31 protein-coding genes are annotated in these 24,150 nt (G+C 57.5%); 16 read left to right on the forward strand and 15 right to left on the reverse strand.

The window, feature by feature from the left end; translation table 11 throughout:
• Nucleotides 1-82 precede the first annotated feature (82 nt).
• The 16 genes from AC1VNX_RS23305 (at nucleotide 83) to AC1VNX_RS23380 (ending at nucleotide 12,727) form a co-directional block, all read left to right on the forward strand.
• Nucleotides 83-622, forward strand: a complete 540-nt coding sequence (locus tag AC1VNX_RS23305) for a hypothetical protein (RefSeq protein WP_483159899.1) — start codon at nucleotides 83-85, stop codon at nucleotides 620-622.
• Nucleotides 623-713: 91 nt separating this feature from the next.
• The gene (locus tag AC1VNX_RS23310; protein WP_483156576.1) at nucleotides 714-2,159 is read left to right on the forward strand and encodes an IS1182 family transposase; all 1,446 of its coding nucleotides are present in this window, start codon (nucleotides 714-716) and stop codon (nucleotides 2,157-2,159) included.
• A gap of 310 nt (nucleotides 2,160-2,469) precedes the next feature.
• Nucleotides 2,470-2,922 (forward strand): hypothetical protein, encoded by a 453-nt coding sequence (locus AC1VNX_RS23315; protein WP_483159901.1) that lies wholly within the window; start codon nucleotides 2,470-2,472, stop codon nucleotides 2,920-2,922.
• Nucleotides 2,923-2,967: 45 nt separating this feature from the next.
• On the forward strand, nucleotides 2,968-3,546 hold the full coding sequence (locus tag AC1VNX_RS23320) for an SMI1/KNR4 family protein (protein WP_483159903.1): 579 nt from the start codon (nucleotides 2,968-2,970) through the stop codon (nucleotides 3,544-3,546).
• A 102-nt stretch (nucleotides 3,547-3,648) separates the two neighbouring features.
• Nucleotides 3,649-4,044, forward strand: a complete 396-nt coding sequence (locus AC1VNX_RS23325) for a hypothetical protein (protein ID WP_483159905.1) — start codon at nucleotides 3,649-3,651, stop codon at nucleotides 4,042-4,044.
• Between the two features lie 109 nt (nucleotides 4,045-4,153).
• A complete protein-coding gene (locus tag AC1VNX_RS23330) occupies nucleotides 4,154-4,627 on the forward strand; it encodes an Imm6 family immunity protein (RefSeq protein WP_483159907.1) in 474 nt (157 codons plus the stop codon).
• A 518-nt stretch (nucleotides 4,628-5,145) separates the two neighbouring features.
• On the forward strand, nucleotides 5,146-5,601 hold the full coding sequence (locus tag AC1VNX_RS23335) for a DUF6368 family protein (protein WP_483159909.1): 456 nt from the start codon (nucleotides 5,146-5,148) through the stop codon (nucleotides 5,599-5,601).
• A 185-nt stretch (nucleotides 5,602-5,786) separates the two neighbouring features.
• Entirely contained in the window at nucleotides 5,787-6,104 is a 318-nt protein-coding gene (locus AC1VNX_RS23340; protein WP_483159911.1) for a toxin-antitoxin system YwqK family antitoxin, read from the forward strand.
• Nucleotides 6,105-6,156: 52 nt separating this feature from the next.
• A complete protein-coding gene (locus tag AC1VNX_RS23345; RefSeq protein WP_042672893.1) occupies nucleotides 6,157-6,555 on the forward strand; it encodes a hypothetical protein in 399 nt (132 codons plus the stop codon).
• A 65-nt stretch (nucleotides 6,556-6,620) separates the two neighbouring features.
• A complete protein-coding gene (locus AC1VNX_RS23350) occupies nucleotides 6,621-6,938 on the forward strand; it encodes a hypothetical protein (protein ID WP_483159914.1) in 318 nt (105 codons plus the stop codon).
• Nucleotides 6,939-7,362: 424 nt separating this feature from the next.
• Nucleotides 7,363-7,746 (forward strand): hypothetical protein, encoded by a 384-nt coding sequence (locus AC1VNX_RS23355; protein WP_483159916.1) that lies wholly within the window; start codon nucleotides 7,363-7,365, stop codon nucleotides 7,744-7,746.
• A gap of 510 nt (nucleotides 7,747-8,256) precedes the next feature.
• A complete protein-coding gene (locus AC1VNX_RS23360; protein ID WP_483159918.1) occupies nucleotides 8,257-8,892 on the forward strand; it encodes a hypothetical protein in 636 nt (211 codons plus the stop codon).
• A 117-nt stretch (nucleotides 8,893-9,009) separates the two neighbouring features.
• The gene (locus tag AC1VNX_RS23365; RefSeq protein ID WP_483159920.1) at nucleotides 9,010-9,369 is read left to right on the forward strand and encodes a hypothetical protein; all 360 of its coding nucleotides are present in this window, start codon (nucleotides 9,010-9,012) and stop codon (nucleotides 9,367-9,369) included.
• Nucleotides 9,370-9,555: 186 nt separating this feature from the next.
• A complete protein-coding gene (locus tag AC1VNX_RS23370) occupies nucleotides 9,556-10,014 on the forward strand; it encodes a hypothetical protein (RefSeq protein ID WP_483159922.1) in 459 nt (152 codons plus the stop codon).
• Nucleotides 10,015-10,471: 457 nt separating this feature from the next.
• A complete protein-coding gene (locus AC1VNX_RS23375; RefSeq protein ID WP_483159924.1) occupies nucleotides 10,472-11,086 on the forward strand; it encodes a hypothetical protein in 615 nt (204 codons plus the stop codon).
• Nucleotides 11,087-11,281: 195 nt separating this feature from the next.
• The gene (locus tag AC1VNX_RS23380; RefSeq protein WP_483156576.1) at nucleotides 11,282-12,727 is read left to right on the forward strand and encodes an IS1182 family transposase; all 1,446 of its coding nucleotides are present in this window, start codon (nucleotides 11,282-11,284) and stop codon (nucleotides 12,725-12,727) included.
• A gap of 199 nt (nucleotides 12,728-12,926) precedes the next feature.
• On the opposite strand, the gene AC1VNX_RS23385 is transcribed toward AC1VNX_RS23380, so the two are convergent.
• The 15 genes from AC1VNX_RS23385 to AC1VNX_RS23455 form a co-directional block, all read right to left on the reverse strand.
• Complete coding sequence (locus AC1VNX_RS23385; protein WP_483159926.1) at nucleotides 12,927-13,451, reverse strand: hypothetical protein; 525 nt, start codon at nucleotides 13,449-13,451, stop codon at nucleotides 12,927-12,929.
• A 113-nt stretch (nucleotides 13,452-13,564) separates the two neighbouring features.
• Complete coding sequence (locus AC1VNX_RS23390; protein WP_157632142.1) at nucleotides 13,565-14,011, reverse strand: hypothetical protein; 447 nt, start codon at nucleotides 14,009-14,011, stop codon at nucleotides 13,565-13,567.
• Between the two features lie 661 nt (nucleotides 14,012-14,672).
• Nucleotides 14,673-15,437 (reverse strand): hypothetical protein, encoded by a 765-nt coding sequence (locus tag AC1VNX_RS23395; protein WP_483159929.1) that lies wholly within the window; start codon nucleotides 15,435-15,437, stop codon nucleotides 14,673-14,675.
• Between the two features lie 224 nt (nucleotides 15,438-15,661).
• Nucleotides 15,662-16,690 carry a S1C family serine protease gene (locus tag AC1VNX_RS23400; protein ID WP_483159931.1) on the reverse strand — a complete coding sequence of 343 codons (1,029 nt, stop codon included), beginning with the start codon at nucleotides 16,688-16,690 and terminating at the stop codon, nucleotides 15,662-15,664.
• 233 nt (nucleotides 16,691-16,923) lie between these two features.
• Nucleotides 16,924-17,367: a hypothetical protein gene (locus AC1VNX_RS23405; RefSeq protein WP_483159933.1), complete on the reverse strand. Its 444-nt coding sequence runs from the start codon at nucleotides 17,365-17,367 to the stop codon at nucleotides 16,924-16,926.
• A gap of 67 nt (nucleotides 17,368-17,434) precedes the next feature.
• Nucleotides 17,435-17,986, reverse strand: coding sequence for an outer membrane protein assembly factor BamD (locus tag AC1VNX_RS23410; protein WP_483159935.1), 552 nt, complete (start codon nucleotides 17,984-17,986; stop codon nucleotides 17,435-17,437).
• Nucleotides 17,987-18,469: 483 nt separating this feature from the next.
• Nucleotides 18,470-18,925, reverse strand: coding sequence for a DUF2059 domain-containing protein (locus AC1VNX_RS23415; protein ID WP_483159937.1), 456 nt, complete (start codon nucleotides 18,923-18,925; stop codon nucleotides 18,470-18,472).
• A gap of 252 nt (nucleotides 18,926-19,177) precedes the next feature.
• Nucleotides 19,178-19,414, reverse strand: a complete 237-nt coding sequence (locus AC1VNX_RS23420) for a hypothetical protein (RefSeq protein ID WP_483159939.1) — start codon at nucleotides 19,412-19,414, stop codon at nucleotides 19,178-19,180.
• Nucleotides 19,415-19,540: 126 nt separating this feature from the next.
• Nucleotides 19,541-20,215 (reverse strand): hypothetical protein, encoded by a 675-nt coding sequence (locus AC1VNX_RS23425; protein WP_483159941.1) that lies wholly within the window; start codon nucleotides 20,213-20,215, stop codon nucleotides 19,541-19,543.
• Entirely contained in the window at nucleotides 20,202-20,507 is a 306-nt protein-coding gene (locus AC1VNX_RS23430) for a SecDF P1 head subdomain-containing protein (RefSeq protein ID WP_483159943.1), read from the reverse strand. Before AC1VNX_RS23430 ends, AC1VNX_RS23425 begins: the two co-directional genes overlap by 14 nt.
• Nucleotides 20,508-20,848: 341 nt before the next feature.
• On the reverse strand, nucleotides 20,849-21,391 hold the full coding sequence (locus AC1VNX_RS23435) for a DUF2314 domain-containing protein (protein WP_483159945.1): 543 nt from the start codon (nucleotides 21,389-21,391) through the stop codon (nucleotides 20,849-20,851).
• Between the two features lie 99 nt (nucleotides 21,392-21,490).
• Entirely contained in the window at nucleotides 21,491-21,865 is a 375-nt protein-coding gene (locus AC1VNX_RS23440; protein WP_483159947.1) for a GNAT family N-acetyltransferase, read from the reverse strand.
• 156 nt (nucleotides 21,866-22,021) lie between these two features.
• Nucleotides 22,022-22,777, reverse strand: a complete 756-nt coding sequence (locus tag AC1VNX_RS23445) for an alpha/beta hydrolase (RefSeq protein WP_483159949.1) — start codon at nucleotides 22,775-22,777, stop codon at nucleotides 22,022-22,024.
• A gap of 181 nt (nucleotides 22,778-22,958) precedes the next feature.
• Nucleotides 22,959-23,447, reverse strand: a complete 489-nt coding sequence (locus tag AC1VNX_RS23450; RefSeq protein ID WP_483159951.1) for a GNAT family N-acetyltransferase — start codon at nucleotides 23,445-23,447, stop codon at nucleotides 22,959-22,961.
• 148 nt (nucleotides 23,448-23,595) lie between these two features.
• Nucleotides 23,596-23,964, reverse strand: coding sequence for a hypothetical protein (locus AC1VNX_RS23455; RefSeq protein WP_483159953.1), 369 nt, complete (start codon nucleotides 23,962-23,964; stop codon nucleotides 23,596-23,598).
• Nucleotides 23,965-24,150: the final 186 nt, after the last annotated feature.

A 24,150-nucleotide genomic window follows, 5' to 3' on the forward strand; every position in this document is an offset into this window, starting at 1 on the left:
GCAACCGCCGCGTAGCCGGTTCACAGGCCCACGAAGCCAGTCGCTCTTCGGCTGCGGTCGGCCAGAACCGGACATTGACTAGATGGAATTCCTACAACGTTTCATGCCCCAAAATGACGAACCTTTTCGGGGAGTTCAAGAGCCTCTACTGACCTTTGACGAATCTAGGTATTGGCGCGTTTACACGCTGACTGGGGCACTCGAAGCCGACCCGAGGCAAATGGAACTTGCTCAGGCGCTCACGTTGAATCCGAGCAAGCCTCGGATGGGCCTCAAAGGAACCTTCGGCCTGTTTGGCTCGCCCCAGTGGTGGGATAGCATCAATCGGCGAAAGATGCCGCTACGCTTCATCTCCGGGACTATTGTCGAGGCCTATGAGGCAGGGCAAGACAGCAAGACCGGTTTAAACAACAGCATTCTGCTTGAGTTCGGGACCGGGAGTAGAGAGCACTTCGGAATCTATACGAACAACAAGAAGCAGGCAAAGCTATTTGTCCCCGGTGCCACTGTCTTGATGGTCGATGCGCTCGACGAGTACAAGCGACCTGAACATAACGGGCCTGAATCCGGGATCACGCTTGAAGTCGTCATAAGCAAGCCTGATTCGCAACGTCTCGGCTGATCTTCCGCTTCGGGCCGAGGCTGTGTGAAAACGCTTCTCCAAACGCCGACCCAAAAATAAAATAAGGCACCCGTTCCCAGTGAGGTAGCCCATGAAGCGATTCATCGAAGGCGCAGACCGACATCAGGTCACGTTGTTGCCGGACTGCCTTGACGACTACATCGGCGAAGACAACCCGGTGCGCATCGTCGATGCGTTCGTCAACGAACTGAATCTGGGTGTTCTCGGCTTCGAAGGCGCCGATCCTGCAATAACTGGTCGCCCTGGGTACCATCCGTCGGTTCTGCTCAAGCTCTACATCTATGGCTACCTCAATCGCATCCAGTCGAGTCGCCGACTGGAACGCGAGGGCCAACGCAACGTTGAACTCATGTGGCTTACCGGCCGCTTGACCCCCGACTTCAAGACCATTGCTGACTTCCGCCGCGACAACGGCAAGGGCATCCGCAACGCGTGCCGCAGCTTCATTGCGCTGTGCCGGCACATGAAGCTCTTCTCGCAAGCCGTCGTGGCCGTCGACGGCAGCAAGTTCAAGGCCGTCAACAGCCGCGACCGCAACTTCTCGCCGGGCAAGATCGATGCACGCAAGGAGCAGATCGAGCAGAGCATCCAGCGTTACCTCGATGCATTGGAGACAGCTGATCGTATCCAGTCGGCCGACTTCGAAGCCAAGACGGATCGCCTGCAGGAGAAGCTCGCCAAGCTACGCGAACAGATGCGGCAGCTCGACGAGACAAAGGAACAACTCAAGAGCGAGCCAGGGCAGCAGCGCTCATTGACGGATCCCGACGCACGCTCGATGCTTCAGTCCGGCAAGAGCACAGGCATCGTTGGCTACAACGTCCAGACGGCGGTCGATACCAAGCATCACCTGATCGTCGCCCACGAGGTCACAAACATCGGCAATGACCGAACTCAGTTGACCAAAATGGCAGTGGCCGCACGCGAGGCGATGGGCAAGTCCAAGCTACAGGCCTTTGCCGACCGCGGCTACTTCAACAGCCTGGAGATCAAGGCTTGCGAGGATGCGGGAATCACGGCCTTCGTACCCAAGCCGATGACTTCCAACGCGAAGGCGCACGGGCGCTTCGGCAAGGCTGACTTCGTCTACATCGCGAAAGACGATGAATACCGCTGCCCCGCCGGTCAGCGAGCCATCTTCCGGTTCAGCAGGTTGGAGGACAATCTGGAATTGCGTCTCTACTGGAGTAGTTCCTGTCCAAACTGTGCCCTGAGAGATCAGTGCACCACCTCATCTGTTCGACGCATCCGGCGCTGGGAGCACGAAGCCGTAATCGACCGAATGCAGCAGCGCTTGGACCGCAAGCCCGATGCGATGACATTGAGACGATCGACCATCGAACATGTGTTCGGAACGCTGAAACACTGGATGGGATCGACGCACTTCCTGATGAAGACGATGGCCCACGTTGGGACGGAGATGAGTCTTCACGTGCTTGCGTACAACCTCAAGCGGGTGATGAGCGTGTTGGGGATCGCGAAAATGATGAAGGGGATGCGGCTGGCGGGGGCGTAAGTCTCCTCAGACTCTCGTTCACGCTTCGATGAGGCGCCGTGAGAGCTTCATAGTCGGTCTCGGACGCATATCGGCACCGATGAAGTCCGCTGATCTCAGCACGTCTTCGTTCACATGACGGCGTCGCGCGTTTCTACACAGCCTCGGCCCGATGCTGCAGCACAATCAACCGAACCGTGAGGCCGGACCCGGCCAGAACCGGCCGGTCAACCCCGACGCGAAATTCGCTTGATAGCGGACGCTCGCGGCGTGCACATGCCGGTGAGTGCAGCCTCGTGCAGAATTCAACCCCGAATGAGATGGAGTGGGCATGACGGTATCCCCCGAACAACTAAGCGCACTGGTCACTTACTGCACCGGCTTCGCTCGAACCATGCTGGAGGACGCCGGCGACTTCTATCCGTTCGGCGCGACGCTCGCGAAGGACGGAACGCTCGGTGCCGTCGGCGGCCATAACGGACAAGAGCGGCCAAATCCGCAGGAGATTTATGCGCTACTTGGCAGCAGCTTCGCTGCCGGCGCAGCCGCCAGGGAACTGTCTGCGGCGGCGCTGGCAGCGAACGTCAACATTCCGGCCGAGTATTCACCAATGTTCCCCGACGGACTACGTGTGCACCTGGAGGCAGAAGGGTTCTCGCGCTTCGTCTATCTGCCATACCGAATCACTTCGCAGGGCTTTCTGAAGAAGAAAAAGATCGTGGAGTTCGGCGAATTGTTCGAGGTCGAAATCACGCCGCAGTTCTTTCGGGCCAGTCCAGGCTAGACCGTTGCAGACATTCATGCAGAGAGTTTTACAGGGATACTGGCCATGTCGATGTTCTGGGAGGAGCTGAAGCGATCCACCGAGAGGGCGTGGGAGCACGCAAAAGTAAATCCAAACAGCTGGGGCTACCAGATCGTTGCTGGGACCAGGTGGAATCCTCGGCTGAGCGGGGATGAAATTGCGCAACTTCAGCACCGATTCGGTTTCGCATTTCCATCGGACTACATTCAGATGCTGCGGACTTTCAATGGTTTCGACAGGGACTGTATCGACGTCCAAGGTGGGGAGGGGCCAAGTCGCCATCGACGCTCCTTTTACAAATACCCGGACGACCTGTTGAGTCAAACGCGGCTGCTTGAAGACCTGGAGACGCATCGCAAGGTCGTAAATGCGGTCCTTGAAGAGGAAGGGTTCGATTCGGCCGATGTGGTCGGCTTTGTTCCGATCTACGGGCATCGCGCCTTGGTTGCGTTTACTGATCCCACGCTCTCACCTGTTCTATCCGTCGTCGGTTCCGATGTCATCATCTATGGGCACGACCTTCAGAGCTACTTGCGGCACGAGTTCGACAAGGAGCTTCGCCCCACAGAATCAGTCGACGCAAGAGGTGACAAACGCCGCTGACGGCCAGAACCGGCCACTCGTCGCATTGACGTAAGTGCAGCCAGCACCGGTCGTTCAGCACATTAAAAGGATCGGCCACGAGACGACTCTAAACTTGCACGCATGAAGCTAACCTTCTCGTGGATCGATGCCCCTGTGGGCCGAAGCTATCCAGTTTGCATGACGGATCGAGAAAACTCCGAGGGAGAAGATTTGGTCGCTCGCGTACTCGACGACGATGGAGGCTTAGGGGTCGAGATGGCGATCCAATGGATCGAAGAGGGGAAGCGACTCGCGAACGAGGCACTGGCCGGGGCATCTGGTCCCTTGTATTGGACCCGCGAGTACTTTGGAGTAGAGATTCTTGGCAACCAGACTATCGCGTCTGATCATCATGATCCCGTCAACAAAGTTTGCTTGCCGACCGAAGCGTTCGCTTCGGCGCTGCAGCGCTGGCAGGAGTTCCTTATCGCCGGGCCTTCAGCCGAATCTCACACGGTTGAGATCAATGTTTGCTGAGGCGCATTCAGTTCGCGGTCACAACCCATCGGTCGCACCGCGGGCAAGGTTCGGCCAGGACCGGACTTTCGCGGGCTCTCCGCAGCTTCTCCCCAAAGCGGCTTGCAGCATGCAATCACCACACATTGAACAACTTTCACGGTCCCTTGTTGCTCTGGGCGAAAGGAGCAAGGCCTCGTTCTGCATCTGGATCGCAGGTCAAGTGCGAGATGCGCTCACGCCTGAAGAAGCCCAGCGAGTTGGGATCAGCCATGTTGTCGCGACGCTTCAGGCTTGGGAGGCAGGCAGTCAAGCTACGGGCGATCAGCTGAACGAACTGCTCATGAATGCCAGTGATGAAGGGCTGTACGCTTATCTTCGTCGCGGGCCGAATGAAACTGACACTGCGATCGAGGCCGTCGGCGGCTCGGTTTGCTACATTGCTTGGATAGCCTATACAAGAGCCGGGGAGCACCTCCCGGATGGCATCGATCAGGTAAATGACGATTTCATCACATGGATAGTTCAGCAGGCTGTTGAATGTCGGGCTGTTACGCACGAGGCCTGCTTGGCAGTCGTACACGAATTGGCATCTTCTAAATGAAGGTCGAGGCTTGAGGCATTCGAGTGACGGGCAGAATCCGGCCAGTTCCAGACATTCATCTCTGCGTCCCAATTGCCCTCAACGCCTGATGCAGAACGCCCTACAGCTTCTTGTCTACGCGGTTTTCGCGTTGGGGGCGACCGTGTGCGCTGGAACGGTCATCATGGCGACCATCCTTCGCAGAAGATTTCCGGAAGTCTGGGCCAGCTGGGGGCAGCCCGAAGCTTGGATATGGCTTGCCAGAACGCCCCCAAGCAGAAGCTTCTTCGAGTTCTTGGACCGACGCGCATACCTCATGACGCATGACCGAACGTTCATCGCCTATTGCTCGGTCCTCCGGGCAGGCTGGTACTCATTCTTTGGGCTGTTTGTGGTGGCACTCATCGTGCTTGTCGCCGCACTGATTTGGCAAAGCAGAACCTGAAGCCGGGGAAGGCAGAATGCGGCCAGATGCAGTCTTTCGCGAGCGTCCCCTTTCGGCCAGCCAGCCGGCTGCCCGCGCGTCCTAAGTTGCGTTCATGTCCTACTATTCCGTCACTGTGCTCACGCCCTCGCCATTCCTCGCTCCCGACCGAGCGCGGGTCGCCGATCTAATTGGTCATTGGGCATTCCAACTCGACGAACACAAGTTCTCGATGGGCGGTCAGCCCTTCGATTTCGAGTTTCCGGATCTGGAAGAGGATGAGCGCCGTGTGTCACTCATGGGCTGGTCGCCCTTGGGAGCGCTACGCCTCACCACTTACACCGGCGCCAAAGTCAGCCACATTCTCTTGGGCGCACTTGCCTGCAAGCTGGCACAGACGTATGAGGGATGGATCGCGCTTGACGGCCACCTTGAGTCAGTCACCAGCGTCCCCGCGGTACTGACCTTCGAGGGCGTCGAGGGTCGAATCCGAACCTCTTACGGAGTGGATGTCATCAGCCCGAGCGTCATGACTTACTGGCTCGGCTATGAGGATTTCCGCCTGGTCTGATTGCTGAGGAGCGGTGGCACGCGGGGCGGTTCTGCTCGGAGGTCGGCTTTGGAGCTACAGGTCTTCAGGCGTCGATGACCGCAAGGGGTCGATGGCGTTACGATCGGTACGACGGCTTCCCCGCCGCATGCGGCCAGAACCAGACGTTCATGGTCGCCCGCCATTTCTCTCAGTGACGCAAGAACATGAGCACAGAAGCTGACCTGAACATCGCCGAGATCCCCTATGACTCCGGGGCCATCAAGTTTCGCTATGCAAGGGTGATGTCGCCGGATGGAACTCGGTGGGTGCTTCATGGTTTCTTTTTGGCGTATCACGTGAACGGTAACGTGGCCTCCGAAGGTCATTTCACTGATGGCAAGGAGGAGGGTTTGTGGCGCGACTTTCACTCAAACGGGGTGCTTGCATCGGAAGGACAGTACCGCTCGGGAAAAGAGGTTAGGGTTTGGCGCTTCTGGATGTCTGACGGGGTGGAAGACCCAGTAAGAGACTACGGCGACTAGCGGTGGCGGATTCAACCGGTCAGTCACCACAATCAAGACAAGTCGACTCTCTATGGAACGCTCAAAAATTGACACTGCTTGGCCAAACGCGCTTCGTTGGTTCCTTTCTCTCGATCTGACTCACTTCACGCCGTGGCATTTCATTCAAGATGCGGATGAGATGGCATTCGCTGCCAATGCATTTCGCCGCGAAGACGTCCAACGTGGCGAAGTTTTTGTGTTCGCGCGACGTCAAGATCGCGAGGATTTTGCGGGATTGGAGCTTGAGAACGGGCTGCCTACCGACAAGGTTGTGTACTTTCACCCTGTGTTTGGCAACGGCTCAACGGACTCCCCGAGAACGTGGAACATCGTTGTCGCGACGTATCCTGATGTGTTCGACTTTGTGGCCCAGTGCGTTGTCCCGGACATGAAGGACTGGGCGGTCGAAGAGGATGCAGGAGACTTGTAATCGCGCTGGCCGGCTACCGTCAGCTACAAGCGGACTTTGCCCCTTTGCCTTTTTCACCTTCGACCATGGCATTCAATCTGACTCACCGTTACGGCAGCATGGACCCAGGCGGCCCCAACTCGGACTTCCTGGCGCTGCTGCGCGAGCTCGAAGATCGGCCGGAAGATACCGAGCATGGTTCAGTGGCGGTCACCCATGAATCCGAATGGAGCTTGGCTGTATCGCGGAGCGGCTACATCACCTTCGAGAATCTCGAAGCCGAGGGCAGGGGCGAACGGCACATGGATGAGGTGCCCGTAAGCAAGATTGTCGAGCTGTTCCGACATCTTGCTGAGGGAAATCTTGCGGCTATCGAACAGGAGCCTTGGCTACCCGGCTACTAGCCAGCACAGACAGAAACCGGCCAGAACCAGACCTTCGCCATGACGCCAGAAAATTGCCCATTACCTTCGACAGTGGACTACGTCAAAGTCGAGCGTGAGTCGCACGAACTAGAGCTTCGCCACGGGCGGGATGCACACAGGTATGCACTGCGCCTGTTTGAGCGAGCCAGGGACGCGGGCGATGCCGAGGCAGCCGCTTTCTGGCATGAAGTCCATATGGCGCTGGTGCCGAGGGCATAGGGGACGCTTGCAAGACACGCTCTCGGGCCCTTCCGGACGGCAGTGCGACCAACTACAGTCGGCCAAGAGCGGAAGTCCGCCACAATCCTTCGGCGTGTTCTGCGGTACCGATTCGAAGCGTGTGGGCACTACCGTCTAGCCCAGCAAAGATCAGCAGATATTCAAGGGAAGTAGCGTGCTCGCCATGAAGACCAAGATTCCAAGCTCATTCCTTGCGTTGATTTCTCTGTTGGTTCTAGCTACTCTGGTTCGCGGGGCATTGGGCTCCATCGGAGCAGCCCTTCTCATCGCTTTGGTTGTGGTGGGAACGGCCTTCGCGGCACTTTCGAAGTCAAGAAAGTTCATGAATGGCTTCGCTATCGGCCTCGGAATCTACGGTGCAGCGTTCTTCCTTCAAGCACTACTCCTTCCCAGCTACGTGGGATCGAAGACTGTCGATGCAGTTTGGGGGGCAATTGTTGTTGTTGTCGGCGTCCTGCTGTTCCTGAGCAAGGGCTTGGACCGCTACTACGCGATACAAAATGCCGCCCCGAAGAACTCAGTTGAGCTGACAACTGGTGATTCCTAGAATTCGGCAGTTGACGGCCAGAACCGGACCTTCAGTCTCACCTGCCATTGGCGCTTTGACGGAGCATGAACTAAGAGTTTGACGACCATGCCGACAGCAGATTTCGTTCAATTTAGTGTGCTCCCATTCGGAAGCTTTTTGATTCCGGTCACTGCTGCCGTACTTTGGTGGCTCCGAAAGAACCTGACATGGAAGGTAATGTTGTTCGTCTGCATGATGGGAGTTCTAGGTGGAGCGCTGGTGGTTGCGGCACTTCGAGCGTTTCTTCTCCTTCCTCTACATATAGGCTGCCTCGACTGCGGCCTCTTAAACAAATGGTGGTATTGGGACATACTCACCTTTGTCCAGGGCTTTGGCATCACGTCAGCCTTGGCGTTGCTGGCGTATCGGCTAGCACTCAGGTTTCGACACTGATTTCTGTCCGCTTCGAAGCGTGACGTACGAAAACTTGGAGTCCTGCGGAGCCTGCCTCGATCCGGCTACAGTCGGCCAGTACGGGACATTCAGCAAATGACCTCAATACCTTTCTATCTTGAGTCTGATGTTGAGGCGCTTTTACTGAACATCCCTTACACGCGATTCATGAAATCAAGTGGCGCGTTGCGCTATTGGTCTTCGCTCTGCACGGATGCAAAAGAACTCGCTTCCATCCTGCGAGACTATCCCCGCGTGAGATACGCGCCGCTCGAACCCCTCTATTTGTGCGCAAGAGCTGCAGCGTCACTCGATGAGCACTTGGTGGCAGACCTTTCGACTCATTGGACGTGGAAGGGAGTCGTTTATGCGGCGTTTCTTTGTTCACTCAGGCCCAAAATCGAGTACCGAAAACACCTTTGGGATGCGCGTGAACGTGCGCCGCACAACCAGTGGTTGGTTGACTTGGCGATATGCGAGATCGACAAGTCACCCATTGGTTCTTATGTGCAGCATCAAGAATGCCTTCGCGAGTTGCGAGCTGTCGTTGAACGTATTCCCGCGCAACGCGCGCTTCTCCGACCTGGGCCGCAACAAGAAGAACTGTTACTGCTCCGGTCATCAGCGGAATCAATTGCGAAAGCCTACAGACTCGGTGGGGTGTCGGCGGCTCGTGCGGCAATTGATGCGTCTCCCTGGAAGCCATTCTTGCGTCGGCCAGGCCTGCTCTAGCAGACGTTAGGTCATCCATATGGACTAGATTTCTGAGTGCTGCGAGGCATGACACCGCGCGGCCACAAGCAGTCACTCACTAGTAATCTCCAGTCGAAGCCAGGGGCCATGGACAAAATGAACGAGACCGACATTGAAGCATTCATTCGCGCGACCGACGAAGCACCATTGATCGCTCTCTTATCGTCAACGCTGGGTGGTCTGGTTCCGGATATCAATAACAGTCTAGACGTAAGAATCTACACATCTGAGAACGCTACGCTCGTGCTTATGCCCAGCGAGAACGAGTTCCTCAGCGTATGGCTTCGCGGTGCCACCCCATGGCGCTCCCATGTCGATTTCGCACGATTCCTCTCCGGTGCACTGGATTGCCAAGCTCGCTGTGATCCTGGTTCGGAGCACCCCGAGATTTCCCCATACTCGGACGTCTTCTTGGACGTGCATCGAGGTGTAGAGAAGCTCGTTACATGGGGCTGAGCCCCTGCTTTCAGTCACCGATTTAAAGGCGATGCGTTCGGCCACCTTGGACGGAGAATGCGGCTGCAGGAGATCGCTGGAAACTGCGGCACTCGGCCAGAAGCGGCCGCTCAGCACTGCACACAGATTTGACGAAGTGAATCCTTCGATCTTTGTGATTCGTACGACAAAAAGGGGAAATTCACGATGGGTTTGAGCCTAAATTTCGTCGACAACGGCACTGAGCACAACGATATCGTATTGGAGTGGGCAGGACAGACTTGGGTTTGCGATTCCTATTACCTAGCGCTTGATGACTACCTGCAGCCAGAAGTCGAAGACGCAGCGAAGACTCGAGCCGTCCTGTGGCGAGTGTTGAAGCAATGGCTGGAAGTGCTTAACGAGCTGCGCGTCGATGAGAGCGCCTTCCTGCCATATGACTTCTCGGACCAATACACTGGTTGGCTGCGCTGCACTCGTCGCCAAGATGGATTCCTAGTTGCGCGAGGTTGGTCCAACGTCGAAGGGTGGTCTTTCGCTCCATCAAGAGTCGGTGGTCTGCTGCGCAACCTTGACGGATTCCGCACCGATGGTCCGTCTGTCGAACTGCCTACAGAAGAACTCTTGGAATCGATTCGTAAGTCTATGTCCCGTGTTGCGAGCTAAGAGGACGCCAGAAGTGGTTGGCCTTGTGAGTTGTCGGTAATGACTGCATGTGCCAAGAACGGACAGCTGCGTTGGGGAGGTTTGAAGGACCGCTCTCGGCTCGCAACGATGGCGGCTTAGGGCCCGAAGCTCAGATGACCGCAACAGGCTACAGTCGGCCACAAACGGTCGCTCAATTAGCTCGTCTACTCCGCTAATCGCCAAACCAGAAAATCACCCAGAAACCGACGCTGGCATATGCAACGAGCATGGTCAGTGTTTCGATTTGGAGAACAAGGCGCGCGCGCTGCAAAGCAATGCGAACCATCGTCTCAACCCTCTCTGACAGGCACTCCCCTCGCCGGAGGTTGCGCGTGGTCCGTGTGTTCGTCAAGCCGACGATAGTTCGCATCAGGCTACAGTCGGCCAGGACCGGACCTTCGAACATGTCGCGCAATCGCCAAAAAGGGAACCTTGAGTGAGCAATTCAGATGACTACCTGTTCAGCGGAGGCCGGCCGAATCCCACAATGGCGGGCATTCCCTTGCGATTTGCAAGCTCAGGCTCAGAGCCCGATGCTCAGCGAGTTGAAGATGCATCTCGCGCCCTTAGACGACCTGTCAAATATGTGGATGCAGATGGGTGGGAGCAGGAAATCATCGCTGCCACCACTTTCAATTCTGCTGGCGAACTAGCCTACGTTTCCTGTGCATCGACAGACCAGGGCAACCTTGTTGCCGTGTCGTTCGAGTTCCGTGTGCGCGATGCGAATGGTCGGGAAATCAGCTCCGAAATAGAAACCTACAACCCCTACTTCGGTTGCGACGTGCACTTAATGGAGTGGCGCGAGAGGTCGGCGGTGCTTATCTACCGTGAAAAACATGACACATATGTGGCAACCTGCACGTCCGAAGGGCCGGCCCGCTATGTCGAGATTGCCGACTACTGGGTGGTCAACGGTGACGTGCTTGGATACTGGCGCTACAAGGATACCGACGTGCGACGTCTGCGTCTCCCCGACCTAGTCGAATGTCCAAGCGTCTCTGAATCGGAGGCGAAAAGTTTGGGTGTGTGCCCGTCGAAGCATTGGTGAACAGGCGCATCGCGCGGTGGGCAATCGGCACAGAGGACAGCCGCGAAATCAGGGCACGGCCCCTTCGTAGGCGTTCGGCGAACGTCAGCTTCGGAGCGCGGCATACAGCCGCTTTGGGCCGAGGCTGTGTGAAAACGCTTCTCCAAACGCCGACCCAAAAATAAAATAAGGCACCCGTTCCCAGTGAGGTAGCCCATGAAGCGATTCATCGAAGGCGCAGACCGACATCAGGTCACGTTGTTGCCGGACTGCCTTGACGACTACATCGGCGAAGACAACCCGGTGCGCATCGTCGATGCGTTCGTCAACGAACTGAATCTGGGTGTTCTCGGCTTCGAAGGCGCCGATCCTGCAATAACTGGTCGCCCTGGGTACCATCCGTCGGTTCTGCTCAAGCTCTACATCTATGGCTACCTCAATCGCATCCAGTCGAGTCGCCGACTGGAACGCGAGGGCCAACGCAACGTTGAACTCATGTGGCTTACCGGCCGCTTGACCCCCGACTTCAAGACCATTGCTGACTTCCGCCGCGACAACGGCAAGGGCATCCGCAACGCGTGCCGCAGCTTCATTGCGCTGTGCCGGCACATGAAGCTCTTCTCGCAAGCCGTCGTGGCCGTCGACGGCAGCAAGTTCAAGGCCGTCAACAGCCGCGACCGCAACTTCTCGCCGGGCAAGATCGATGCACGCAAGGAGCAGATCGAGCAGAGCATCCAGCGTTACCTCGATGCATTGGAGACAGCTGATCGTATCCAGTCGGCCGACTTCGAAGCCAAGACGGATCGCCTGCAGGAGAAGCTCGCCAAGCTACGCGAACAGATGCGGCAGCTCGACGAGACAAAGGAACAACTCAAGAGCGAGCCAGGGCAGCAGCGCTCATTGACGGATCCCGACGCACGCTCGATGCTTCAGTCCGGCAAGAGCACAGGCATCGTTGGCTACAACGTCCAGACGGCGGTCGATACCAAGCATCACCTGATCGTCGCCCACGAGGTCACAAACATCGGCAATGACCGAACTCAGTTGACCAAAATGGCAGTGGCCGCACGCGAGGCGATGGGCAAGTCCAAGCTACAGGCCTTTGCCGACCGCGGCTACTTCAACAGCCTGGAGATCAAGGCTTGCGAGGATGCGGGAATCACGGCCTTCGTACCCAAGCCGATGACTTCCAACGCGAAGGCGCACGGGCGCTTCGGCAAGGCTGACTTCGTCTACATCGCGAAAGACGATGAATACCGCTGCCCCGCCGGTCAGCGAGCCATCTTCCGGTTCAGCAGGTTGGAGGACAATCTGGAATTGCGTCTCTACTGGAGTAGTTCCTGTCCAAACTGTGCCCTGAGAGATCAGTGCACCACCTCATCTGTTCGACGCATCCGGCGCTGGGAGCACGAAGCCGTAATCGACCGAATGCAGCAGCGCTTGGACCGCAAGCCCGATGCGATGACATTGAGACGATCGACCATCGAACATGTGTTCGGAACGCTGAAACACTGGATGGGATCGACGCACTTCCTGATGAAGACGATGGCCCACGTTGGGACGGAGATGAGTCTTCACGTGCTTGCGTACAACCTCAAGCGGGTGATGAGCGTGTTGGGGATCGCGAAAATGATGAAGGGGATGCGGCTGGCGGGGGCGTAAGTCTCCTCAGACTCTCGTTCACGCTTCGATGAGGCGCCGTGAGAGCTTCATAGTCGGTCTCGGACGCATATCGGCACCGATGAAGTCCGCTGATCTCAGCACGTCTTCGTTCACATGACGGCGTCGCGCGTTTCTACACAGCCTCGGCCCATACCAGCTGTACGCCCTGCTCCAAAGCGGCCAGTGGCCCTCGGCTGTTTCAGTGGGGCACAGCAGCTTGCGCTGCGGCAATTCGTGCTTTAGCTAGCTCGAAGCTATCGCCTTCCCATACATCCACGCGGCTGCCGTCGGCCACAAATTGCTGGTGAAAGTCCCTCGCGAAGTTCCACGGATGGTAGAGCCAACCTTCTGCATCGGCCTCTGCGCTCTTGACGAACCAAAGGTCAAGAACCGCTGTGTCGATGGTCTCGGATAACTGAAGTGCCTGCCTGGTACCAGTCCGCCAGTCGCCATGCGTGGCTGCGAAGAAGACCGGATGCTTGGCTATGAGCGCGTCGATTGATTTCTGCGTCGCAGCCGGCAACTGGCCAATTACGTCGAGAACAAGGAACTCGAAGAACAGGTCCATCCAACGTTTTTCACGATGGTAGGGAGCCATCGTTGCATACAGGGCGTCCAGCGAAAGAGGAAGGCTCGGTTCCAATGGATTTGCTGAAGCAACGGTGTCGGTCTGCTCGGAAAGTCGAGCAGCAGGACGAAACAGGTTTAAGGCGCGCTTGAACATGTCGATTGGATGCTCCAGGTAGGTCCTGCCTCAATTCTGGCTTGGGCTCTAAAGACTGCTTGTGGCCGACTGTAGCCAAGCACGTCGCCCGTGCAAAGGGCCCTAAGCAGAAGTCAAGCCTTACGGGAAAAGGCATAGGCCCCAGCAATGCTGCCGAGCACTGGAACTCCCAACGAAATGGCTCTGAACAATAGTGGCATAGCGCCGTCGGCCGGACTGAGGAGCATGATGACGGTGAACGAGACTGTCAGAAGACCCGCCACAACGCCTTGAGCGATTGGTGCGCCACGACCGTAAGCAGCCGATACCCAGCCACACGCCAATGAAAAGAAAACTTCGGCGACAAGGTGAACGACCACGGGTAGCGACAGGTTGTACTGAAAAACGAACGCGTAGGCCTCTTGCAACGAGTGCCCTCTGCTAAGCAGCACCCGCAGCATCACGTTGCCCACAAGGGTGCCGACGTAAGACGGGCCGGCAATACCGACCGCGGCCCCCAGCAAGGCGGCGTTCCAGCTAAAGCTGCCAATAGGTCGACGGAGCGGGACGGTTGAAGACATGCTCAAACTCTTGGGAGATTTGGTGTTGATCGACAAATGCTCTTACACGCGCCAAGGTGCGCCGCGAGGATACCGAGTTGATCCGCAGCCAGGGCCAAAGCATCGTAGCCGGACGCAATGAATGTCTGCTGCTGGCCGTTTCCTGCAACACCATTGGCGCTCCAGAGCCGACGTGGACTGCACTTAGTCAAAGACGATTCGACGCACGAAGGCAGGATCCCAATAGTATTGAATTCGAGGAGCTGGGCGAATCTGAAGCAGGTCCCTGGACAACGTCCAAGCGTTAGGCGGCGGATCGTCACTTTCCGGACGATCGCGATACCAGCAAATCAAGGTGTCCGGCTTGAGGCTTTCGACCGTGCGCTTGAAGGATGCCGTTGAAATGGTAGATCCATTCATTTCGACTCTTCCGTCGTCGAATACCCCAACCCGGTATCCCACCGGCGGAGGTGGACAAGGATCTTCCACCAGCTTCACTGAGGTCTCTGACGTTGCGGTGGTTGACCAGCACGCCGTACTCAGAACCGCAATAAGTATCCGATGCTTAGGTTTTAGCGACTTTCTCATGTAAAGCCCAATGTCGACGATCGGCCGATTGTTGATTATGGGGCGTGGATGTGCACGCGCTTCCAGATTGCGCTCGCTTGATGCTCACTGAACGCTAGCGTTCGCTGAACATGAACGCCTTCTTGGCCTCATCGTCGACGAATACATAGGCCGTACCGCCTCCGAAATTCGCCCACTCGAAGAACCATTCACCGGTCTCTTGCACCAAAACTTGCGACGGTCTTCCGGGAAGGTCCACCTGACCTCTTGACCATGCGCCGTAGTGGCGTCTCTCGTTCGGCGGTGCCTCTACCCTCATGTGGTCCTGACCGAACTCCCCACCCCAGTAGTGCAGATGCTCTGCCCCTGTTTCGACGGGGGATGGAGGAGGTCCCTCGGGCGCCACCGTTCCGACCAACTGAACCAAGAATCGACCAGGTGGTTCCGAACCTTCTTGGTGATTCGGCCCATACGAAGGCAGAGCGCCCAGGTAAGAGTCCCACGGCGAGGGCTCAGTAGCATCCCACCCAACAATGATTGCTTCGGGCTCCACTTCTGCGCCCTCCGGCGATGGCGTGCTGACGCCGGTCTGCTCATCCCTATTCAGGATCACGGCCGCGTTCGCGCCAGAAAGATAGTCCCAATCCCCGCACAAAGCCCCGTCCGGACATTGGAATAGGTAGAGCGCGCGCCCCTCCTGACCCATATTGAGAACAGCCGAGTGGTGAAATTGGCCTATGAAGTTTTGCGGACGACCGCATACGAAACATGTGGGCCAACGCTCGGCAGGGAAACCGAAAGCCAGTCCGTCGAGCTTGTCCTCGCGGCCATTTCGAACCTTGTAGAACAGGCCGAGCTGGAATTTGGGCTTGAGATTCATAGGCCAGGTTTCCCCTCGCGACATGATGATTTAAAAGCCAGACGAAGGGCCTCGCCGCCCTCGACCGAAAGCAGCTTCTGCACGATTGTTGAGGGACCCTCCGTTAGTACGCGCGCGCTCACAAGGAATACAGATTGCGACCGTTGTGCGGCAGCGACGAAGTTCCGGTTTTGGCCGGATGCTGCCTGACAAGCAGTGGTTGTGCCGCGCCATAAAAACCGATGCTATTGAGCCGTTTCGCCAACAACTTGAATGTTCAAGACCCGCCCCCTCCGAAAGACTCTCAAATCGATTGGTACACCAGGCTTCTTTTTGGCAAGCTCTCGGACGAAGGCAGTTGGGGTTGTTACTTCCGCTTGGTCCAAAGCCAGGACAACATCTCCTGCCTCAACCCCGGCTCTTTGAGCTGGACCACCATCGAGGGCTCCACGTATCAAAATTCCCTTATTGGACGGAAGCCCAAGAATCTTCGCAAGGTCTTCAGTTAGTTGGTCGATTTGCACTCGAATTGCGGCTCTATCGACCCGCCCGTTTTTCAGAAGCTCGTCCGCGATTGGCAGGTACTCGTCAAGAGGAGTGGCGAAAGTGATAGGGCTGCCGACGCGAGGAACGTACTGTTGGCTTATGACGCCGATGAATTCGCCAGTTTTTTGCCGAACCAGTGGCCCACCGCCCATTCCCGGCAAGATGGAGACGGTGGATTGAATGAACGGCGCAACATCCATGCTTGAGTCATAGGTCAAACTGACAACTCCGTCGGTAATCATTGCCGGCGCACGGCTATCTAGCCGCGAACGCCCGAGTGCTAGGACTCGCTCGCCCAGCGCGAGAGAGCCGGCTGAGGAGGCACTTAGGAACGGGAGATTGTGCGCATCAATTCTCAGGAGCGCGAGACCCGTGCGTCGGTCTCGCCCGACCAAAACGCCCTTGAACTTCGCGCCGCCATCGAGAGTTACCGTCACGTCCCCCGATGAATCAAATAGGGACGCTATGGTCAGGATGAGGCCGTCGGAAGCGACCAGCGTTCCGGCACCGACAACGCCCCCATCGGTCATGACCGCTTGAGCGGAGGCCACCCCTGCCGAAGGGCGGTCCGTGTTGGACGCCTTCGCAGCAGGCGCTACGGCTATGCCAACAATGGCCCCTTGTAGGCGCGAGGCAAGCGCTTCCGTCGACATCTCTTGCGCGGGTGCTGGTCCGTGCCAAATCAAAATCGCCAAGAGAGCAAAAAAGCAGCGCAGCATGGATTTCATGTCTCGACGATGGGATGCATTGTTGGTCGGTAGCAGGCATTTTCTTATGGACGGCCAGCGCGCACGCGCGGGCGGCGTCTGCGTTGTGCGGTCGGGACGACTGTCCGGTTTTGGCCGAAGGGAGCCTAGCTCCACAGGGCCCGAAGCCGAAGTTGGCCGCGCTCCAAAGCCGCCGTTCCAGCAATGCGCCAGCGCCATCACACTGCTTCGCTGGCGTTCTGAAAACGAGTCCCTCAGACCTTAGCCTCCAGCCATCGCCAGCTCTGGTCAATCATTGATTGGCAGTGTTGCCCTAGCGCCGGGAAGGTCGACTTCACCCTGAGCAGATGGTCGATACGGTTCCTGTGGTCGATAAACGGGAATGTATCTTGATGCAATGCGACCCAGACTTTGCTCTCGTCAGAGCACTCGCTGACCCAGCCCTCTAGGGTGCGCATGATTTGCGTACCATTGTCATTTGTTCGCCACGCCCACAGGGTCAACAGGTCAGCAGCGTCTTCGCGACGATAGGTGGTAGGCAGATCAGCCCAAAGCAGTTCGGCCACATCGGATGTCTCTCCATATTCGCCGAGCAAGCGCAATACTGTTTCATCATCGCCATGAAACTTGTTGGACCGTGATGCTGCGACCTCATTAAGGGCCGCCTGCACAAGTTCAATTCGATCGGTAGTCAGCAAAGCGGTGCTCCGTTTATGAACGTCGGGTTCTGGCCGAGAATGAACGTCGGGTTCTGGCCGAGAGCCGTTATGGACGAGCATTCTTCAGGCGTTGATTGATCCCAATGAGTTGCGACACATCCCGTACAAGCAACGCGCAGGCCGATTCCAGTTCGGACTGTGAAGCGCGGTTTAAAACGGAGTCAAAGCGTGCCAACTCGTCATTTGGCGGCCCGTTCCTTTCAAGAGATTCCAACATCGCGTAAAACTGCTTGCCGCGCTCCTTCAGAGCCGCATCCACGTTAGGTCTCTCGAATTGAGCGGCTGCGAGGTCACGCATATTGCCCACAAATTGCGCCTTGGCACTGTCCAATGCGGCCTTCCGCGCTCCATCATCGGCAGGGCATCGGCGGTCAAGCGCTGCATAGAAAAAATAGCCGCCAGTTGCCGGGTCTCCTGGAGCGATTGGCTGAGCCTGCGCTACGGTCGCACCCAAGCAGATCGAGGCAAACAATAGTCTCTTCAAAATGGGATCCCCAAAAATCAGATTTTGGCCGCATTGTGCCGGCTCGGCGAACGACCGGTTCTGGCCGAATTGTGCCGGTGTTATGGGCCGTCTATTGGACGACGACAGAAACACGGCTGCACTTCATCTATGGGACCGAGTCTGCCTCCGTAGGTTTGAAGGACGTGCTTTTCCAAGCTCTCCGGGCCCGAGATGTCCCACCTTGTCGAGTCCACCGCCTCCAAGCGGCACCACTCTCTGCCATCTCGCAATCCGACAAACCAGCCATTGATCGTTTGGTAGATGCCAGCGTACAGCTCCCTAAGCTCATGCGCAGCGAACGTGATGGGGTTGGGAAAGCTCATGCACTCAATCTCCTGTGCGCGTTCACCCAAGCACTCTTGAATGCAGATGGTCCATCGCTCGACGGAGAGAAGCTCGTCCGAGAACGCGACTATCGTATTGAAGTCGCGTAGTTGACCAGATGGACCGTGCTGCTCGATGATGACCATGAATTTCTGTCTTGATGACCGCTTTGCGGCGATGGAGATACAAGGCGTCTATGCCGGCTCTTGGCCGTCTCCAGCCGGAGGCAAACGGCTCAACTTACACCAACCCTTAGCGCTTGGAGCCCGCGGCCTTGAGCACCTCGATCTTCCTTGCGAATTCCATCGCCTTTGGCCGGAGAACGCTCGCCAATGCCAAGCGCGATTCCTTTTGTAGCTCCCCACTTCTCTCTTGGTACATCTGGAAGATCGGGTTTTTGGCAAGGGCCAATATGCCATCCAACTCGTCTTCGGTGAAGACCCGGGCATACGCCGAAGCCTTGGCCGCTCGGTACTCTGGAGATTTAGCGACGTCCGAAAGGAATTCTTCGTATTGCACACGGAACTGATAGTCCCCACTTTGACGTATGAGGTCTTCGGCCACGACCTTCACGATCTGCCGGGCATCCATCGCCTGGAACACGTCGACTATCGCCTCGGCTTTGGCAATCCGCGCTTCTTGACTGATGGCGGCGGTGCAGATCAGCAGCGCAGCAATCGAAATCGATACACGATGGAGCAATGTCATTTTTTTTCTGATGGGCTTCTACGTTTGGTGGATTTTGACGAACAGCCTGAGTGACCGGTTCTGGCCGCAAGCGCGCTGCGAGACAGGGTTCACGAATGAGCTGCCCAGCGTGCCAGCAACTAGCGTCTGGGTTCACTCGAAACAGCGAATGTCCGGCTCTGATTAACTGTAGCCGCTTGGGCCACCTGTGCAAGAGCACGCTAAACGGGCTATCGCAGTCGAGCGCGTAGATGCTAGGTCGCAAGGCGCCTGTCACTTGCGAAGCGCGATGGCATCGATGGTTCGCTCAGCAATAGCAAGGACTTCAAGCGTTGTGTAGGCACCGACCTGATAGCCAAACAGCACCGCTTCGAATCGAGCAAGCAGGGCCTCTCGCATGGAAACAGGGACGGGCTCTAGTCCGGTGTTCTGAAAGTCGACCGGATTGCGCACTTCGACGGCGTGCTCCCCCGTCCCCATTGAGGCAAGCGCATCAAATTCGAAGCCCATGAACGTTCCGCCTGGGTAAACAGTAACCAAGAGACCATCGCCGTGTGCGTGTATTCGATCAAGCTTGTGGGTGACTTGTAGAGTGAGCATCTGAGCGTAAGTCTGTTTCTGGCCGAAGTCGACCGTTTAGCTCGCACGGACTTCTACCAGACCATCGGCACGCCGCACTACTCCACCAATCCAGAGAGGCTCGGTGTCTCCCTCGTAGTTTTCCACGATGAATTCCTCTGCATACCCATCAGTGGCCTGAGGGTCAGCGGACCAGCACGCCACCTCGTAAAGATAGTCGCCTCGCTCGTGCTCGTAGCAGATACTGACTGGTTCAAATGTCTCGATGGCAAGCCCGTGCAACCACCGAAGAAATGGCAGATTCCACTCGCCGATGTATCCGACCTTCTCGGCGTCGTCGAGGTCCAACTCGTGCAACACCGAACAACTCTCCGCGCCTCTCCAGAGTGCAAGGTCCGATGAGTGCTGCGTGGATTCATTGCCGTAAATGTCCTTTAGCAAGAGAACATGCCGAACTTCTATTTTGAGATGGCCGTCGGAAACATAGGCGTGTTCAAGCGCCTCATGCAATCCCTCGCAGCGCCCTAGGCGGGCTGCGATCTGGCCCGATTGGAGCACCGAGAGATTCACTTCAATGGGCATGGCAAGATTATTGATGGCTTCATCAACCGCAGAGACAGCGGCGCTTGAATGCGGATTCAGCCGCACCGCCGAACGATAGCTCTTGGCCGCATTGTGCCGGCTCGGTGAACGGCCGGTTCTGGCCGACGGCGGCCCCTTAACGCTTTGCACCCATAAGTCGGCTTGCCAACATCTCGGCCTCGTCCAGCTTGCCACTTGAAAGTCGCAAAGCCACCTTGCCTCCGAGCGTGCCCTGGACACTCGCAACTGTGATTGGTCTGCCATCAACGAGCACTGCCAAGAGCGTTCCCCTATTCGCGTCCGACCAACTCGCAAGCCTTGCGGTGGCATCCTTGTTGAAAGTGAGAAGCACTGCCGGCGTATCGCAGTCCAGTACGGCTTCCGCGGATTCGACATCCGCAGCACTCGCAAGGCCGTCTTGGGCAAGCCAGAACTCTTGCATGCCGCTCACGTCCTGACTCGGGTGAACTCGGCGGTAGTTTGGGCGGCCGGAACTGCTGGCAGGCATCAATTCAACCGTCGCCTGCGGTGGGCCGACCCTGTGTGGCGAGCCGCCTGGAACTCTCACAATGCCGCACGTTGACTCGGCGCTCGCCCCGTCGCTGATGAGAAGGCTCAGGCACAGTAGCCCGATTGCTCTTGCTGGTCTGGTCGACGAAATCATGACGTTCGCGAGTGTTTGCTCTTGGCCGAATTTTGTCTTACGGAGTGACCGACTTTCTCTAGCCGATAGCGGCCGAGGAGCGTTTCAATCGTGCACAGAAAAAGCACTCGTCGCCTTATTTAGTTTAGTTCAGCGCTGTGCCAGGTCTTTACGCCGGTATGGGCATCGTAGGCCGCGCGTTCAGCCTCAGGCAAGCGTGCGCGGGCCACACGCATCGTGTACCCACCGAAGAGATGGCCATCATCGTTCACGAACCAATCAAAGATGTCTTCGCCGGCGAAGCGCAATGTTTGATCAACCCGATGCCACTGGGTCAGCTCATGAGGAACTTCAAAAAATGAGCCCGAGAACTGATCGCTGCTGCTGTCGTACTCGACCCCTGCCAGCCAGAGGAATAGGAAGCGGTCTTCGCCCAAACGCTCAGAAAGGGCGGGGTCCCGAAATCGCAGCTTTGCCGCGCAGATGTGATCCCCGGGTCGCTCTAGGTGTGCACGGAATTCATAAATTGACCCCGCGGCCAATCCATATGCACGCTGCATCTCTTCATCACCGCTTCGTACCGCAGTAAAGAGCGGCTCCGTCGGCGTCTCCTCTGTCAGTCTCCGCTTGCGTCTCCAGAACATGGTGATCTCTTTCTGTGATTTCTGGTGGCCCGACTGCATGGCGCGGCGATCATCCGCTGCTTGCCGGCTCGAATCGATTCTGCCTTGGCACCGGACGGCTGCTTCTGGCCGCATTCTGCCCGTCGCGGTGCCGGCGTCTCAGTGCTCTGCTCTGAGCTGCTTGCGCATCGGCTGACCCTCGATGCCGAATGCCAAAATCGGGGAGCCCTCCGGGGTAAATCCGTTGCGGAGATAGAACGCTCGCGCCGTGCGTGTGCTCTCCAAGTGCAGTGCATCGACCCCGGCCCGAGCCACGTGGTCCTCGACAACGCCAAGCAGGGCCTTGCCTACATCTTTGAAGCGCGCGGAAGGCGTGACGTAGCAGAGTGTCACCTCGCCAGTTCGGGATACAGACGCGAAACCGACCACTTCCTCGCCAACGAGGGCGACAACCGAAAACGCGTTCGGGGCAAGGATGACCCGACGTATGAACTCGGGCGTCTTGTTGCGCAGCCACCCGGCGAGCAAGTTCACGTCGCCGCGGTGGTCGTCGTGACAGCACTCGGCAATGGACCTTCGAACTACTTGGCACGCATCCGCTGCGTCGTCTTGCGTGGCGGGTCGGACTTGGATATTCATCGGTGCCTCAAATGGCTGCTCGTGGCCGAAGGCACGCATACAGAAGGAAGTCTACGGTCCCTGCCACAGCTCGCGAAGGAATGTAGTCTGGCGGTCCAGCAGTCCATCTCGGGCTTCCCTGTCAAGTACGTGTCCCTGTCCTTCGAGCGCTACGAGTTCGCAACGGCTGCCTAGCTCTTGCGCTCGCGCGCAAAATGCCTTGCTTCGCTCGATGGGGGTGGTCCGATCGGCATCTCCCTGGATGATGAGCGTCGGAACTATGCTCCGCGTCAACGTGTGGGCGGGAGACAAAGACGAAGGCTTCGCGTGCCCCTTCATCAGATCCCGGAACAATCCATCAGAGACGGCGTCCACTACAGGCGAAGCCAGCAGCAATGCGTCGGGGCCATCGTTACCCGCACCGCCATGTGCAGCGCTGCAGCCAGCCGTCGCTGCAGCTGCCGCGAGTTGACCGCTCGACGAGATGCCCCAGATTGCGATGCGCGACGGTGCAATGCCTAATCTCTCCGCATCCATTCTCATGAATGCAAGCGCGTGGCACACATCCGAGAAAGACTCGACCGGCGAGTTCGTCGCATCCGCCAATCTGTACTCGAGCACCATGGATATAAATCCTTTCTCAGAGAAAAATCGCGCTGCTCTGAAAAGTTGCTCTGGGCTGCCGCGTGACCAGGCGCCGCCTTGCACCATCAGGATGGCTGGCCTCGCGGTGCCGCCGAGATCGGAAGGCGAAAACTTGAATACTCGGAGGTCGCGGCCGCCGATGCTCCGATATATGGAAGTGCTCGGTGCTGTGATCTGCTTCACCGTGTCTTCTGCAGCCTGGAGGGATGTCAGTGGAGTGATTCCGACCAGAAGCCCGAGCACTGCGACACAGGAGCGCCACGATTTGCGCAAAGTCGCCAATGCTTCACCTCCTACCATCGAATGTCTCCTTCTGAGCAGATTCAGCCCGGGCTTCGACCGACCGGTGTTGGCCGACTTCAGTCTACCTCTTACACGACAGGGGTGAAATCGACCACTGGGTGGGAAGAAGCAGTTGGGGCCGCAGTCGGTCGGGATGACCTTCTATGGGTGCTGGTGCTACCCCCACGCGCTGCGCGCCGTAGGCAAGATAGAACTGTTCCGCATATGGCTCCGAATCGATGGCGATGGTCGTCGCGCCTTGCTGAATCGCCAGACTTCTTGCATGCGTCAGAAGAGCAGTCCCGATACCTTGACGCATAAAGTTCGGTAGTACCCAAAGGTGTTCGAGGCACCACGTGCCTTCCAAGTCACACAGCACATAGAAGCCGGCGACTTCACTGTTGACTTCCGCGACGTAGGCGAAGGAATTGCCAAGCAAGGTCGGCGCAATTGTGAGGCTCTCGCTCCAGGCATCGATTTGGTCAGCGGTGTAGGGCCAACTGGCCTTGGCGCTGTGGGCGATAGCCGTGAGGACATCTGCCTCGTTCTCAAGACACCGTCGAATGTTCATCGGCTTGCGACTCCGAATGACCGTCTACATTTGGGCCACACGCGCCTTCAACTTCGGTCGTCTAACGTACCGCAAGGACGCGGCGAGTGTCCGCTGTGCGGCGAACGGGAGGTCGGCGGCGAATGACGGGTTCTGGCCGCGTCCCGACCTATTCGCTTTGCGACCAGTCCAACGGCTCATCATCAACGTCAGTTGTGATCTGAGCGCCGAGTGCCCTTGAAATCGAGGCGATCCGTAGCCGAAGCTCATTGTCCGGATTCGCAAACCCGGGCTGATACTCCATGACCAACTTGCCTCGAGCAAAGCGGAGAAACGGATGCCATTGCATTCCGCTGTGCATCTCTGAGTCTGCATCGCCAACCGGAAGAAGAACCTGTTCACCGGTCTTAGGGTTGATGGCGGCATACGGCTCGGTGCGAAGCCGCAGGTCCGACTCGTCCGCGACGAGCTTCCGCCATTCCTCCAAGGAAATGGCGTTAGCGCGGCCGGGCCGCTCGACAAATAGGCTGACTCCCAAGATTCCTCCTCGTTAGACGCATGCAGCGGGTGTCCGCTTTGGACACGATTGTGCTGCACAGTTGAACGATCGCAGTTGGCCGACTGTAGCTGGTCGCAGGCCTGACGCAATGGACCCTGAGCAGTCCTTGAAGGCGCCGGATAGCAGTCGCCGGATTCAGGCCGTCTGAGGTCGAAGCCCAGATTC

This window comes from Variovorax sp. TLI9-5A, assembly GCF_056867935.1.

Bases quoted from the DNA above. Each gene is read 5' to 3' on its own strand.
- AC1VNX_RS23305 (WP_483159899.1), top strand. From the start codon at position 83: ATGGAATTCCTACAACGTTTCATGCCCCAAAATGACGAACCTTTTCGG.
- AC1VNX_RS23310 (WP_483156576.1), top strand. From the start codon at position 714: ATGAAGCGATTCATCGAAGGCGCAGACCGACATCAGGTCACGTTGTTG.
- AC1VNX_RS23315 (WP_483159901.1), top strand. From the start codon at position 2,470: ATGACGGTATCCCCCGAACAACTAAGCGCACTGGTCACTTACTGCACC.
- AC1VNX_RS23320 (WP_483159903.1), top strand. From the start codon at position 2,968: ATGTCGATGTTCTGGGAGGAGCTGAAGCGATCCACCGAGAGGGCGTGG.
- AC1VNX_RS23325 (WP_483159905.1), top strand. From the start codon at position 3,649: ATGAAGCTAACCTTCTCGTGGATCGATGCCCCTGTGGGCCGAAGCTAT.
- AC1VNX_RS23330 (WP_483159907.1), top strand. From the start codon at position 4,154: ATGCAATCACCACACATTGAACAACTTTCACGGTCCCTTGTTGCTCTG.
- AC1VNX_RS23335 (WP_483159909.1), top strand. From the start codon at position 5,146: ATGTCCTACTATTCCGTCACTGTGCTCACGCCCTCGCCATTCCTCGCT.
- AC1VNX_RS23340 (WP_483159911.1), top strand. From the start codon at position 5,787: ATGAGCACAGAAGCTGACCTGAACATCGCCGAGATCCCCTATGACTCC.
- AC1VNX_RS23345 (WP_042672893.1), top strand. From the start codon at position 6,157: ATGGAACGCTCAAAAATTGACACTGCTTGGCCAAACGCGCTTCGTTGG.
- AC1VNX_RS23350 (WP_483159914.1), top strand. From the start codon at position 6,621: ATGGCATTCAATCTGACTCACCGTTACGGCAGCATGGACCCAGGCGGC.
- AC1VNX_RS23355 (WP_483159916.1), top strand. From the start codon at position 7,363: ATGAAGACCAAGATTCCAAGCTCATTCCTTGCGTTGATTTCTCTGTTG.
- AC1VNX_RS23360 (WP_483159918.1), top strand. From the start codon at position 8,257: ATGACCTCAATACCTTTCTATCTTGAGTCTGATGTTGAGGCGCTTTTA.
- AC1VNX_RS23365 (WP_483159920.1), top strand. From the start codon at position 9,010: ATGAACGAGACCGACATTGAAGCATTCATTCGCGCGACCGACGAAGCA.
- AC1VNX_RS23370 (WP_483159922.1), top strand. From the start codon at position 9,556: ATGGGTTTGAGCCTAAATTTCGTCGACAACGGCACTGAGCACAACGAT.
- AC1VNX_RS23380 (WP_483156576.1), top strand. From the start codon at position 11,282: ATGAAGCGATTCATCGAAGGCGCAGACCGACATCAGGTCACGTTGTTG.
- AC1VNX_RS23385 (WP_483159926.1), bottom strand. From the start codon at position 13,451: ATGTTCAAGCGCGCCTTAAACCTGTTTCGTCCTGCTGCTCGACTTTCC.
- AC1VNX_RS23390 (WP_157632142.1), bottom strand. From the start codon at position 14,011: ATGTCTTCAACCGTCCCGCTCCGTCGACCTATTGGCAGCTTTAGCTGG.
- AC1VNX_RS23395 (WP_483159929.1), bottom strand. From the start codon at position 15,437: ATGAATCTCAAGCCCAAATTCCAGCTCGGCCTGTTCTACAAGGTTCGA.
- AC1VNX_RS23400 (WP_483159931.1), bottom strand. From the start codon at position 16,690: ATGAAATCCATGCTGCGCTGCTTTTTTGCTCTCTTGGCGATTTTGATT.
- AC1VNX_RS23415 (WP_483159937.1), bottom strand. From the start codon at position 18,925: ATGACATTGCTCCATCGTGTATCGATTTCGATTGCTGCGCTGCTGATC.
- AC1VNX_RS23420 (WP_483159939.1), bottom strand. From the start codon at position 19,414: ATGGGCTTCGAATTTGATGCGCTTGCCTCAATGGGGACGGGGGAGCAC.
- AC1VNX_RS23430 (WP_483159943.1), bottom strand. From the start codon at position 20,507: ATGCAAGAGTTCTGGCTTGCCCAAGACGGCCTTGCGAGTGCTGCGGAT.
- AC1VNX_RS23435 (WP_483159945.1), bottom strand. From the start codon at position 21,391: ATGCAGTCGGGCCACCAGAAATCACAGAAAGAGATCACCATGTTCTGG.
- AC1VNX_RS23450 (WP_483159951.1), bottom strand. From the start codon at position 23,447: ATGAACATTCGACGGTGTCTTGAGAACGAGGCAGATGTCCTCACGGCT.